The organism is Saccharibacillus deserti (assembly GCF_013618475.1).
GTDB classification, from domain to species: domain Bacteria; phylum Bacillota; class Bacilli; order Paenibacillales; family Paenibacillaceae; genus Saccharibacillus; species Saccharibacillus deserti.
In genome coordinates, this window is record NZ_JABJVN010000007.1 from 139890 (window position 1) to 152925 (window position 13036).

The window sequence follows — 13036 nt, forward strand, 5'->3', positions numbered from 1 at the left end:
TGTGGGACGGACCGTTTGGAGGAAGACCCGGAAAATGGTAAAATGAAGCTTGGCGTATACCGAACGGGTCTGGGTAGGGAACGCCTTCATCAGTCAATTCGTAGGTTGGGGGTTAAAAAGATGTCCGAATTTGAACGGATCAGTGAACATATTTATGTGATGCACGCCGAACGCGAAACGGATCGTCCGCTGCTCGCGGCCGTGGCCGGAAGCAGCCGCACGCTGCTGATCGACGGCGGCAATTCTTCGGCGCATGCGGCGGCTTTTCGCGAGTATCTGGAACAGGAAGGCGTGCGCAAGCCGGATGTGATGGTGCTGACGCACCACCACTGGGATCACTCTTTCGGCGTGGCCGAATGGAGCCTTCCGGCGATCGCCCAGCGGCAGACGGCCGATATTCTGCGCGGTTTCGCGGGGCTTGAGTGGAACGAGGAGACGCTGTCGCGGCTGATCGCGGAAGGCGTCGTCAGCGAACAGACCCGAAACGATATGCGGGCCGAATACGGAAGCAATCTGGGCCTGATTCGGGTCGAAGAGCCCAATATCGTATTCGAGCGTTTCATCGACGTGCATCTGGGCGACCTCACCTGCGAGATCCGCTATGTCGGCGGCGACCATGCGGCGGATTCGTGCGTCGTCTATGTAAAAGAAGAAGGAACGCTGTTCCTCGGCGATGCGCTTGCCCCTTCCGTTTACGGCGGTCCGATGAAATACACGACAGGCAAATTCCTGGCGCTGCTCGACACGGTCTTCGCTTACGGCGCGGACGTACTGGTCGAATCCCACGGCCGTCCGGTCTCCCGCGAAGATTTCTACAACGATGTGCGGCGGTATGAGCTGCTGGCACGCCAGGTTCTTCGCCACGGAAGCGACCGGGAAGCGGTTCTGCGCGATCTGCGCGCCGATCTGGGGATGGCCGCGGAAGAGGCGCTGCCGGAAGATTTGACGGAAGCGGCCGGTTATTTCATGAACGGACTGGTCAAATAAGCGGGCTTTCGGGCACGAATTCAAAAAAGGCTTTACCCAGGGCGGACAGCGCCGGGTAAAGCCTTTTTGGTGCGGGTAGGTACGATCGGATAAGCGGTATATCCGAAGGGATCGAGGTTTACAGGCAGTTCCGCGGTTTCCGGTTCAATAAGGTTCGGCCGGATACCATGCGGCCGCTTCCGCTTCCCGGTCGGCCGGGGTTAGGCCTTTGATACCGGATCCGTCCGCCAAAGCTTTATCCAGCAGACGGATCAACTTCTCCGTATCCAGGACCGAGAAAGAACGCGAAGCCGAGCCGATGTAAAGTTTGCCGTTGTGCTCGTTCAGCAGCGAATCGCGGACCAAGGAGCCGTGCATTTCGGGATAGCCGAAACGGAATCCGTCGATCCGGCCGAGCAGGCGTCCGGTCTTTTTGTGAAAAGCCAACAGGTCCGTATCGTACGGCAGCAGCAGATAATCGCCGAGCACGGTGAAGTGTCCCGCGCCGTACGTGAAGTTCAGGTTGGGAACCATCCCGTTGGTTCGCGCCTGCCAGACCGTGCGGCCGGATTCCAGCGACAGCGCCGCCGGAATCCCGTTCGCGACGGCATACAGCGTGCCGCTTTCAATTCGGCCATGCTCGATTTTGCCGGGAAATGTCCAGAGTACCGATCCGTCCGAAGCATCCAGCAGGGTCGTGGTGAAGTCGCGGGCATCCGGCCTGCCGTTTCCGATATCCGGATTCGGCTGGGCGACCAGGAGGCGGTCGCTGCCCAGATCTTCGAACGATCCGCTGTCCAGCTCGTCCGGCATGGCGTAACGGGCGAGCGTTCGGCCGTCTTCCAGATCGATTTTGCGCCAGCCTTCGCCGTCGACTTTGATCCAGCGCGTACCGTCCGGTTCGGCAAACGGATGCACGGCCGCCGGATCGTACGCTCGCGATTCGCCTGCGTCGATGCTGCCCGATTCGAACGATCCGCTCCAGACCGTGCGGCCGTCGGACGGGTCGAGTGCCCGGAGTGTACGGCCCTGCGCGAGCAGCACATAAGGATCGCCGGAATCGCGGTTCAGCACGCCGAACGGTTCGCTGACCTGCTGCTTCCATCTTTTTTGGCCGGTTTTCTCATCCAGTGCGATCAAAGCTCCGGCGCTGCGGTTTGAGGAGGTGCCGCTGGACAGAATGACCGCATCTCCCACCGTATAAGCCTGGGGAGAGGAGAGCCCCGGCCAGGCATACGTCCACAGTGCTTTTCCGTCTTGCGGGCGAATATGGGCATAACCCTGCGGGTCTTCATCTGCCGAATCGGAGACGGAGGCAGGCGCTTCTTTGCCCAAATCTTTTTCCCACCGCACTTTTCCATCGTTTTGGTCCAGCGCATACAGGAGGGAACTGTAATGAAACCCGCTGAATCCGCCGTCGTCGCCGAGCACCAGCAGCACATTGTCGTCCACGGAATCCAAATAGGCATAATCCGTATCCATCTTCGTCCGCCATTCAATCTCCGGTTTCAGCGACGGCAGCAGGGGCAGCGCTTTGTACAAGGTGTCGAACTCTCCTTCCTGCAGCCACCAAGGGCGCAGAAGCTGCTGGTCATAGTCGGTCAGCGGCAGAATCCAGTTCGCGCCGATCAGCTTGTTATCCTTCTCCGACAGGCGAACGAGAAAATGGGCGTCTTGTCGTTCGTACCGCCATTCGCTGCCTCCGTTCCGCCATCGGTATTTTCCGTCCGTTCCCATGTCTCCCGGGGGCAGCATGCGCGCGTCGGTCACCGATACCGGTTCGCCGAGCATTCGGCGCACCTCCCGTTCCGGCATGCCGGCGTGCAGCAGTCCGTCCAGCGCGGCGCGCACCGTATTCAGCGACAGGCCGGAATCCGGCGCCAGCAGTCCTTGCTCAAGCGGTTCGACGTTTGACGCGTCGTTCGCCTTGATCCACAGCAGCATCGCGTGCGAACCGGGCCTGCTGCCGGACCTGCCGGTATCCGGCGAGACGCCGTACCAATCGCCGAAGCGCAGTGCCGAAACGAGCGGATCTCCGTCGTAGACCCAGGACTCTTCGCTGCCGGGAGACAGGTACAGCTTGGCGCCGGCCGGAGCCGTCAGCCGCACGGCTGGTACATATTCGACCTTCGCGGCATCGCCGCTTGTGTACCAGGCGGGAATCCAGCCGCTTCCGCTGCCGAGCTTGGCATGCAGCCAGCCGCCTTCATGGGCGAACAGCTTCAGGCTGCCGCCTGCGGCCGGGTATTGGTCGGCGGCGAGCGAGCGCCAGCCGGCTTCGGCTGCAGGCCTGGAACGCAGCAGCGGGGCCGCGGCCCGAAGTTCGGCCCTGCCGATCACGGCCGGATACTTGGCAGGCTGGCCAACGCGGTCCGAAGAGACCGGAGCGGTCCGGGCCGCCGGTGCGCCGAAAGCGGTCCCGGGCAGGGGAAGTGCCGACAGCAGCACGGCGGACAAGGCATACAGGGCAAAGCGGCGAGCTTGGCCGCCGATCGAAAAAGTGTGCATTTGTTTACCTCCGCGTTTCTCGATATGGGCAGTCCGCCGAACCTGCACGGACTTCTTAATAGACCCCGCGGCAGGAAAAAGAGTTGCATTTCCTGCCGCCGGATCCCGAAGCGGAACGTTACAAACGGGCGTGGGGGCTGTTTTCCAGCGCTTCCGCCATACTCTCGCCGAACGACAAACCGAGCGCTTCGTAAGCGGTCAGAACGGAACCCGCCGCCGGGGTCAGCCGGGGTTCCAGGTATTCGAACCTTCGGCCGGGCTGCGCGCAGACCAATCCGCGGAGGCCGGCACGCATATAATCGCTGCCCGCCACGCTGCCGGTCTGCGAGAGCGGAATATCCGGTCCGTCGAAGAAAGCGGCCAGCAGATCCGCGCCGACGCCGATCTGCCGCAGCGCTTCGTCGCAGACGCGGACGGCGATCGGAGAACCCTCCGCCGCTTCGCGCGTCACGACGGGAGCAAACAAACCGAACAGCCGGTCCCGGCGGTCTTCCTCCAGACCGAAGCTTCGGCTCGCCGATTCGGTCAGTTCGCGCAGGTTGGATGCGCGGAAGAAGCGCAGCATATCGCGCACCAGCACGCCGTCGCCGGGACTTTCCCTTCCGGCGAGCACATCGTAGACGGCCTGGTAGCCGAGGAAACGGGCTCCGCTTGCCGCATAGTGGCCGAAGTCGTAATTGCGCAGCCATTGGCCGCTTTCCGTATGGGCAAGCAGAATCGAACCCGTGCCCGAAGCGACGAGAATGCCGGGACGTCCGGCGAGTGCGCCGCGGTGCGCGATGAAGGCGTCGTTGACAACGCGGCTGGAACAGTTCAGACCGAATCCGGCCACAAGCTTCTCGGCCCAGGTCCGGTCCGCTTCGTCGTCGAGTCCGGCGATGCCGGCGACAAGAAAGACGACATCTTCCGGCCGGCTGCCGGCTTGTTCGAGCGCTTCTTGCATCTGGGTCTGCAGCGGGGCGGTATCGGTCCGCTGTTTCGGCAGCAAATCCGTTTCGGTCTTGACGTAGGCAAGGATCTGGCCCGCGAGATCGGCGATCATGATCCGGATATTCGTGCCGCCCATATCGATGCCCGCGACGACGGAATCCGCAGTGATTTTTTCCAGCATGAAAAGCCTCCTTATGACAGTGGGGGTACAGGTCCCGAATCGATTACTCGCATTGTAACCGTTCGCGGCGGGTTTCATCAAACCTTCATCGCGAAGACGCCGGAGTTCCGGTGACGCGGCGGATTTTTTGCCCTACAATGGGAAAGTGCGCGGATCGGTAGAAAAGGGGCCGAATTCCGTGCGCGGCGATTGCGTGGGAAGACCTCCTTTCTGGTATAATGGGAATAAGTGTTTGGCCGCTGACGGCATCTTGCGATAGGAGGGCTGTACCTTGAAAGAAGTTCTTCGCGAAATCGAAGCGATCGCCCGCTGTTCCGAAGCGATCAGCAGTATCGAATTCAAGCATTTGAAGCTGTCGCGCGGACTGCATCTGTATCTGACGTTCGTCTGCGAGAATCCGGGAGAGCCTGCCGGAACGGTCGCGGACCGGCTCAAGGTCAAGCGCGCCGCCGCCGCAAGGTCGCTGGAGAAGCTGGAGAACGAAGGGCTGATCGAGCTTCGGGAAGCGTCCGACCTGCGCAAGGACAAACGGGTCTATCCGACGGAATCGGGTAAGTCGGCTTATTTGTTCATCCGCGAAGAAGGCCGGTACGCGGACGGATCTTCCCTGCGGGGACTATCCGCGGAAGAAACGGCCCAACTGCTCGATATGCTGTACCGCGTAAAGCTTAACATCGAGAAAGATTGGCGTTTCGTCCAAAAAGGCGGGCGCCGTCCCTATATTCACGATTATTACAACCGTCTGATCGCCGGCGCGTCCGAACCGGGCATCGGCGAGGCCGACAGCCTTATGGACGAAGCGGACGTTCCCGGTCCGAAGCACCGCGATCGCCCGGACGACCGCGATCGCGAGGCCGCCGGCGAAGTCCGGCTGTGGAGCTACGAAGAAACGAAGGAACAAGCCAGGCTGCAAGCCCGAATCGACGAAGCCGCCGGGAACGATCGGGAAGCCGAATGATCGCGCCGGGCGGCAAGATCCATTACTTTGACCTGAAGAAAGGAGCGGGTACCGTTGCTGAACGTGCCGCCATCCTCTTTTATCCTGACGCCCTACGTCGCGAAGATCGCGTGCGAACCGGGTTGGAAATGGCAAAAACGCGAGCAGCCGCTCCAGAATTACGATCTGTTTTATGTCTGGAGCGGGGAAGGGCGGCTGCTGCTGAACGACGAACCGCACGAGATCGGCAAAGGAAGCTGTTTCCTGTTCCGGCCGGGCGACCATACAAGCGCTACGCACAATCCGCAGAAACCGCTTGTGCTGACGTATATCCATTTCAATATTGAAGGAGACACACTCGATATTCCGCGTGCGTACCGCGTGCTGGAAGAGACGGTCGATTTCGAATATTTGCTGTCCCGCTACGTTCGCCTGCTGCTCAGCGGTTCGTACGGAGCCGAAGAAGAAGCGAAACTGCTGCTCAAGCAGATGATGATCCAACTGCTGCGCGGCGACCGCGAAGAACCGTCCGAGCGGCGCGGCAGCAACCACTTGTACGAAGTGGTGCACGAAGCGGCCAACTACGTCCGCCAGCATCCGAGCCTTGCCCACCGGGTCGAGGATCTGGCCGCGCGCGCGGGGCTGTCGCCGAGATATTTCTCCGCCAAGTTCAAAGAGCTGGTCGGAGCCTCGGTGCAGTCGTATATCATCCGGATGCGGATCGAGCGCGCGCAGCATCTGCTCGGGCACGCCGGTATGAATGTGACGGAAGTGGCGGAAGCGCTCGGCTACCGGGATATCTTTTTTTTCAGCCGGCAATTCAAACAGTACACCGGCAAAAGTCCGTCCGAGATCCGCTGAACGGGAAAAAAGGCGGAGGTTATTTATTTGGACCGACGTGTTTAACAGCTGGCCCGATCGGGTAATGACCCGTTAGCTTTTATTCCCGAGACGCAAGAGCGCCGGGATCGGAAAGGAGGAGCCAGCATGATGATCAAACGTCGGATTCGCTGCGGCGCGGGGCGTACCGGGGGCAGTGCCATTTTCCGCAACCGTCTGCGTCGGTTCAAAGCCGCCGAACAAAGCGAACTTTGGTTCTAAGCGACGTTCCTGAATTTCCAATCGCCTATACCTATAATGAACAATGAATATAGATGCAGCAGACGAACGCAAAGAGCCCCGGATGCGGGCAATCGGCTTCCCTGGCATCGACCGGGCGGGAAGTATACATAAGGGAAGAACGGAGACGGCCTTTCGGCCGTCTTTTTGCATGGACCGGCAGCGGCGGCGAGACGCGCGAAGCGGGACCGGATGAGGAACAAGGGGAGCGATGAGGGTGAAAGGGAACGATACGAAAAAAAGCGGAACGCCGGGACGACCGGAGCTTCGAACCGCGCTTGTGACCGGAGCTTCCAGCGGGTTCGGCATGCACATTTGTATCGAGCTCGCCCGCTCCGGCGTCCGCGTGGCTGCGGGAATGCGGCGTCCGGAAGCGGCGGAGAAACTGTTCGCGGCAGTCCGTGAAGCGGACTTGGCGGCAGCGGGCGAAGAGCGGACAGGGCTTGGGATCGGGCGGGCGGAGAGCCTCCAGGCGCTGGGGACAGGACCCGTATCGGGCCTGATTTTTCCGCTGCGTCTGGATGTGTGCGACGATCCGCGGGTCAAGGAAGCGGTGGATACGGTATATGGACATTTCGGACGGATCGATATTTTGGTCAACAACGCGGGACTGGCGATAGGCGGATTTATCGGAGAAGTGCCGATGGACGCCTGGCGGGAACAGTTTGCGGTCAATGTGTTCGGACTTATCGCCGTCACCGGCGCGGTCGTGCCCTACATGCGGGAAGCCCGCAGCGGCTGCATTGTCCAGATGAGCAGCGTCAGCGGAGCGATCGGTCTGCCGGGCTACGGCCCTTACGTCTCGTCGAAGTTCGCGCTCGAAGGGTTCAGCGAATCGCTGGCGCTCGAGACGGCTCCTTACGGCATTCGCACCTATGTGCTCGAACCGGCTTCGTACAAGACCGACATCTGGGAAAAAGGCTTTGCCGGTATTCACCGGGCGGAAGGTTCGCCCAACGCGGAAGTGCTTGGCCGGATGCTCGACATGTCCCGCGCCAGTGCGGAAAAAGGCGGCGATCCGCGCGATGTTGCCCGATTGGCGGCGGACCTGGCACTCGGGCGCAAAGGGCGCGGACGGTTTCGCTACGTCGTCCCGCGGGGGTCGGCGCTGCTTGTCGCTTTGAAGAAAAGGCTCCCTTTCCGGTTGGTCCAAAAGGTAATGCTGCGGATTTTGCGGCGGGGAATGAAATAGGCGAAAATTCGTTATTGCGTCTCCGCCCGAAACTGTGTATGGTAAAAAGCAACTGCATAACGATACGGGGGTCCGGGAGAGCCGGGCTGAGATTGAAGCCGTTTTACCGCTTCTGACCGTTAATCTGATCTGGATCATGCCAGCGTAGAGAATTCGTATCCGTCCGTGAATCGGCGGCTTTCTGCGCATTTTTATGCCCGAAAGCCGCTTTTTTGCGTCTACGGGACCCGGCGAAGATCGGAAGAGCCCTCGTCGTTAGCGCAGAACACGGGCTTTGCGGAAGTGCGTTTCCCGATCGGGACGGACCGCCGAAGCTACATTCGAACAACGGGGAGAACGGAAACATGAGTGCAAAAAGAACAGAAGCGGCTTCGCGCCGCAGGGGTTTGACGCTGACGGACGTGCTGGTTACGGTGGTGGTTTCGCTGGTGCTGGGCGTCGTGTATCATCTCTGGGCTTCGGTCTCAAGCCTTGCGGGGCTGCTCTTCATCCAGTCCGACGAGCTGGTCTACGGCATGTGGTTCGCGGCTTCGACGCTTGCGTTTCTCTTGATCCGCAAGCCCGGCGTAGCGCTGATAGCGGAAATTGCCGCGGCGCATCTGGAGATCGCTTTCGGCAGCGCCTACGGCATTCAGCTGCTGCTGTACAGCGTCTTGCAGGGCCTGGCGGCGGAACTGGTCTTCGCGGCTTTCCGCTACCGGAATACGAGCGCGGTCGCGGCGGGACTTGCCGGCGTGGCCGCGGCGGCGGGCTCGCTGCTGGCGGATATTTATTACGGCTACGTCGCGGAATACGCGACCTGGCTGATCCTCTTCAAATATTCGCTGCGCGCCGTCAGTTCGTTCGTGATCGCGGGTTATCTCATGTACGGATTGGCCAAGCTGCTCGAGCGAGCCGGCGTGACCCAATCGCTGCGTCCGGTGGAACGCAAGGAATACGATGCGCTCGACGGTTGAGGCAAATGTTCCCGTGCCTGTACTTAAGGACGCGGTGAAGCCGGGCCAGCCGGCGGACAAAGAGCCGGCGGAGACGCAGGACCGGATCGGTCCAAGTAGGGAAGAGGCGGAAACGGCCGAATATGCGGCCGAAGTGCGGAATCTGCGCATGAAATTTCCGGGTACGCCGGACCTGCTGTTTCGCGATTTGTCGCTGAACATTCGCCGCGGCGAAAAAGTGCTGCTGCTCGGTCCGAGCGGCTGCGGCAAGTCGACGCTTCTTCAGGTGCTGGGAGGCGTGATTCCGCAGGTAACCGAAGTGCCGCTCAAAGCGGAGCGTCTGCATGTGCCGGACTCGGCGGGACTGGTCTTCCAGGACCCCGATACGCAGTTCTGCATGCCTTATGCCGACGAGGAACTGGCTTTCGTGCTGGAGAATCTGGCCGTTCCCGCGGAAGACATGCGGCCTCGTATCGGGCAGGCGCTGCGGGAAGTGGGCCTGGATCTGCCCGATCCGCATGTACCGATCGGTTCGCTGTCCCAGGGCATGAAGCAGCGTCTGGCTCTGGCCTCGGTGCTGCTGCTTGAACCGGATGTGCTGCTGCTCGACGAACCGTCCGCCCTGCTGGACCCGGAAGGGCGGCGCACGATCTGGGACGCGGTGCGCCGGGTTGCCGGCGAGCGGACGGTCATTATCGTCGAGCACCGGATCGAGGAGGTGCTCGATTGGGTGGACCGGGTCGTCCTGTTCCGGGACGACGGTTCCATTCTGGCCGACGGACAGGCGGCCGAAGTGTTTGCGCGCTGCCGCGCCCGGATGCGTGAATACGGCATCTGGCATCCCGAAGCGTGGAGCGAAGCTTACGGGGAACCTGCAGGCGAAGCCGCACTTGCGCAGCCTGCGGCATACCGGGCGGGCGGAGTGTGCGAACCGGAGGAGGCGGCGGCTCCGGCCGCCGGGCCGGCCCGCGAGCGGTCCGCCGCGGCGCCCGCACGCCCGGCGGCGGACTCCGCCGCTGCCCGGCCGCTGCTGCGGCTCGAGAATTTCCGCGTGCTGCGCGGCGGGAAGAGCGTCTGCGCGGTGCGGTCGGCCGCCGTGCTGCCCGGCGACCTGATCGCGCTGACCGGCCCCAACGGCGCCGGCAAAAGCTCGCTGCTGCTCGGGCTTATGGGCCTGCTTGCGCACGAAGGTTCGTGCGAATACGCCGGGAGCCGCCCTTCCGGCCGCCGGGCCATGCGCGAAGCGGCGGCGAAGCACGCCGCTTTCGTCTTCCAGAATCCCGAGTTCCAATTCGTGACGAACCGGGTGCTGGACGAAGTGGCCTTTACGCTGCGAAGCGAAGCGGCATCCGCGCTGAACGCTTCGCAAAGCGGGGCGTTTGCGCGCTGGTTCCCGCGCCGCCGGCTGCGGCCGGATGCCGGGGAGGAAGCGCTCATTGCGACGCAGGCTTCGGCGTGTCTCGCCCGTTTCGGGCTCGGCGGCTATGCCGAGCGCCATCCGTATCTGCTGTCCCTCGGCCAGAAACGCCGGCTCAGCGTCGCCTCGGCCATCGTCTCGGACAAACCGCTCGTGCTGCTCGACGAGCCGACATTCGGGCAGGACGCCCGAAATGCGTTTGCGATTCTGGATCTGTGCGAACGTCTTCGGGCGTCGGGCCATGCCGTGCTGATGATTACGCATGAGATGGAGATCGCCGAGCGGTTGGCGACGCAGGTGTGGAAGATCGAAGACGGCGCTTTGATCTCCGCCGAATCGACAGGACGTTCGCATACCGCCGGTCTTCGTCTGTCGAAGGAGGAACCGTTATGAGAAGCTTTTTTGTGCCTACCCGTATCAACTGGCTGCACCGGGCGAATCCCGCGGTCAAGCTGCCGCTGTTTATTCTGCTGTTTGGAGTGACGGTGCTGACGCACCGGATCGATGCTTCGTTTTATCTGGCCTGCGTATTTCTGGCGCTGCTGTTTCTCGCTTCCGGTTATCCGCTCTGGAAAACGGCGCTGCTGGCATCCGGCTTCGCCCTGGCGTTCGCTTCCGCTTCGCTGACGATGATCCTGTTCGGCAAAGGCAGCGAAGTCTGGTGGTCGCTGGGCCCGATTTCCATTTCCAAAGAAAGTTTTTACCGCGGGCTGCATCTGGGGTTTCGCTCGATCGCTTTCGGCTGCCAGGGGCTGCTGTTTGTCCTGACGACCTCTTCGACCGGACTGTTCTACGCGCTGATGCAGCGGCTTAAGCTGAGCCCCAAATACGCGTACAGCTTTATGGCTTCGCTCCGCCTGATGCCCATGGCGCTGGACGAACTGCGAATCCGCAGGGATGCCTTGTCGGTAAGAGGCGCGGGGAAGGGAGCTTCGGCGTCGCTGCTTCGCCTGCCCGAGCTGTATGCCCTGCCGCTGCTCGCCCAGAGTATCCGGCGCGCCCAGCGCACCGCCGTGGCGATGGAGGTCAAGCGTTTTGATGCCGGCCGCCGCAGAACGTATTATTATTCGTCTCCGATTACGCGAAACGACGGGGCGGCTGTACTGGTGCTGTCGGGTGCCGCGGGTGCGGCCCTGCTGCTGGCGCATCTGCTGCCGCTGTTTGCGCTCGGCGATATGCGGATGAACCCTTGAGAAGGGTTCATCCGCTTTTTTGCAGGCAATCGCGATTTTTTTTGCGGCGCTCTGGGCAATCGGCAGGCGGGTCGGAGACGGTTCTCACTTTTCCAAATAAATAGGGTATCATCGGATCGGAAAAGGTTTTTTTCTGAACCTTTGCGTCGGTTCAATCGTTTGCACGGATTCCTCGCCGTATTTCCTGCGTTTTCTTCCGAAATTTCCTGCTTTGCCGCGATTCCAAATCCTCTGCCGGGGTTAAAGATATTTATGTGGTTTTTACCTGTCTCGCTTGTTGGAATTCCCGATTTCCGACCCTGGCAAGTCGCGATTGCCCTGTACAGGGAACGCCTATACAAGGGCGGACACCGCTCCGCCACGAGCACAGCCTTATATATTGCCAAGGAGGTTCGTCTGAATGAAGAAAAAAGAAATGATCGCCATGCTGTTGGCCGGCGGACAGGGAAAGAGATTGAAAGGCCTTACGAAGTCGTTGGCCAAGCCTGCCGTTTATTTTGGAGGCACGTACCGGATTATCGACTTCCCGCTCAGCAACTGCACCAATTCCGGCATTGACACCGTGGGCGTACTGACTCAGTATGAGCCGCTTGTGCTTCATTCTTACATAGGCGTCGGAAGCGACTGGGACATGGACCGCAAGAACGGCGGTGTTTTCGTTCTGCCTCCGCATGAACGCGAAGACGGAAGCAGCTGGTACCGCGGAACCGCGGACGCCATTTCCCGGAACCTCAAATTTATCGACCAATACGATCCGGAGCATCTGCTGGTGCTGTCGGGCGATCACGTTTATAAAATGGACTACACCAAACTGCTCGACTATCACAAGGAAAAAGGCGCGGACTGCACCATTTCCGTTATTAACGTTACCTTGGAAGAAGCACCGAGCTTCGGGATGATCAACACCCACGAAGACCTGAAGATCTACGAGTTCGACGAAAAGCCGAAGCAGCCGAAGAGCACGCTGGCTTCGATGGGCGTATACATCTTCAAATGGGATGTGCTGCGCAAATACCTGGTCGAAGATATCGATACGCCGGATTCCGAATCCGCGCACGACTTCGGCAAAGATATCGTACCGAAGATGCTTGCCGACAATCTGTCTCTGTACGCGTATCCTTTCCAGGGATACTGGCGCGACGTAGGTACGATTCCGAGCCTTTGGGAAGCGAACATGGATCTGCTCAACGACGCTCCCGAGCTGAACCTGAACGATCCGAACTGGCGCATTTATACCCGCAACCCGAACGAACCGGCGCAGTACATTTCTCCCCAAGCCAAGCTGAAGAACTGCATGGTCAACGAAGGCTGCTCCGTTTACGGCGAAGTGGACCGTTCCGTCCTGTTCTACGGAGTCGAAGTCGGAGAAGGCAGTGTCATCACCGAATCGGTAATCATGCCCGAAGTGAAGATCGGCAAGAACGTGCGGATTCACCGCGCTATCGTGGATCAGGGCAAAGTGATTCCGGACGGCACCGTGATCGGCGCAGACCGCGGAGACGACAGCGAAATTATACTGGTTAACGGCGATACGCCTTATTGATCAAATCATTGATCGCGAGCGGAGCTTATTGCCGGAAACGGCGATACGCCTTATTGATCAAATCATTGATCACGAGCGGAGCTTATTGCCGGAAACGGCGATACGCCTTATTGAC

At 60.6% G+C, this 13036-nt stretch carries 10 protein-coding genes and 1 riboswitch; of the genes, 8 read left to right on the forward strand and 2 right to left on the reverse strand.

The features are described from left to right. The first annotated feature begins 120 nt into the window (after positions 1-120). Entirely contained in the window at positions 121-987 is an 867-nt protein-coding gene (locus HOP44_RS17335; RefSeq protein WP_172255560.1) for an MBL fold metallo-hydrolase, read from the forward strand. A 144-nt stretch (positions 988-1131) separates the two neighbouring features. On the opposite strand, the gene HOP44_RS17340 is transcribed toward HOP44_RS17335, so the two are convergent. Further along, a complete protein-coding gene (locus HOP44_RS17340; RefSeq protein WP_172255562.1) occupies positions 1132-3474 on the reverse strand; it encodes an outer membrane protein assembly factor BamB family protein in 2343 nt (780 codons plus the stop codon). Between the two features lie 118 nt (positions 3475-3592). After that, the gene (locus HOP44_RS17345) at positions 3593-4585 is read right to left on the reverse strand and encodes an N-acetylglucosamine kinase (RefSeq protein WP_172255564.1); all 993 of its coding nucleotides are present in this window, start codon (positions 4583-4585) and stop codon (positions 3593-3595) included. 271 nt (positions 4586-4856) lie between these two features. On the opposite strand from HOP44_RS17345, the gene HOP44_RS17350 reads away from it, so the two are divergent. From HOP44_RS17350 to HOP44_RS17380, 7 genes are all read left to right on the forward strand, one after another. Further along, entirely contained in the window at positions 4857-5543 is a 687-nt protein-coding gene (locus HOP44_RS17350) for a MarR family winged helix-turn-helix transcriptional regulator (RefSeq protein WP_172255566.1), read from the forward strand. 54 nt (positions 5544-5597) lie between these two features. Continuing rightward, positions 5598-6383, forward strand: a complete 786-nt coding sequence (locus HOP44_RS17355; RefSeq protein ID WP_172255568.1) for a helix-turn-helix domain-containing protein — start codon at positions 5598-5600, stop codon at positions 6381-6383. A gap of 475 nt (positions 6384-6858) precedes the next feature. Then, the gene (locus tag HOP44_RS17360) at positions 6859-7833 is read left to right on the forward strand and encodes an SDR family NAD(P)-dependent oxidoreductase (RefSeq protein WP_343059941.1); all 975 of its coding nucleotides are present in this window, start codon (positions 6859-6861) and stop codon (positions 7831-7833) included. 54 nt (positions 7834-7887) lie between these two features. Continuing rightward, positions 7888-8002: riboswitch (TPP riboswitch) on the forward strand. Between the two features lie 175 nt (positions 8003-8177). Next, positions 8178-8789 carry an ECF transporter S component gene (locus HOP44_RS17365; RefSeq protein ID WP_172255572.1) on the forward strand — a complete coding sequence of 204 codons (612 nt, stop codon included), beginning with the start codon at positions 8178-8180 and terminating at the stop codon, positions 8787-8789. A gap of 13 nt (positions 8790-8802) precedes the next feature. Continuing rightward, on the forward strand, positions 8803-10578 hold the full coding sequence (locus HOP44_RS17370; protein ID WP_343059942.1) for an ATP-binding cassette domain-containing protein: 1776 nt from the start codon (positions 8803-8805) through the stop codon (positions 10576-10578). Then, on the forward strand, positions 10575-11378 hold the full coding sequence (locus HOP44_RS17375; protein ID WP_172255576.1) for an energy-coupling factor transporter transmembrane component T family protein: 804 nt from the start codon (positions 10575-10577) through the stop codon (positions 11376-11378). Before HOP44_RS17370 ends, HOP44_RS17375 begins: the two co-directional genes overlap by 4 nt. Before the next feature lie 400 nt (positions 11379-11778). After that, complete coding sequence (locus HOP44_RS17380) at positions 11779-12921, forward strand: glucose-1-phosphate adenylyltransferase (protein WP_172255578.1); 1143 nt, start codon at positions 11779-11781, stop codon at positions 12919-12921. The last annotated feature ends 115 nt before the right edge of the window (positions 12922-13036 follow it).

Excerpts from the sequence above, each read along its gene's own strand:
- HOP44_RS17335 (WP_172255560.1), top strand. The coding sequence starts at position 121 with ATGTCCGAATTTGAACGGATCAGTGAACATATTTATGTGATGCACGCC.
- HOP44_RS17340 (WP_172255562.1), bottom strand. The coding sequence starts at position 3,474 with ATGCACACTTTTTCGATCGGCGGCCAAGCTCGCCGCTTTGCCCTGTAT.
- HOP44_RS17345 (WP_172255564.1), bottom strand. The coding sequence starts at position 4,585 with ATGCTGGAAAAAATCACTGCGGATTCCGTCGTCGCGGGCATCGATATG.
- HOP44_RS17365 (WP_172255572.1), top strand. The coding sequence starts at position 8,178 with ATGAGTGCAAAAAGAACAGAAGCGGCTTCGCGCCGCAGGGGTTTGACG.
- HOP44_RS17375 (WP_172255576.1), top strand. The coding sequence starts at position 10,575 with ATGAGAAGCTTTTTTGTGCCTACCCGTATCAACTGGCTGCACCGGGCG.
- HOP44_RS17380 (WP_172255578.1), top strand. The coding sequence starts at position 11,779 with ATGAAGAAAAAAGAAATGATCGCCATGCTGTTGGCCGGCGGACAGGGA.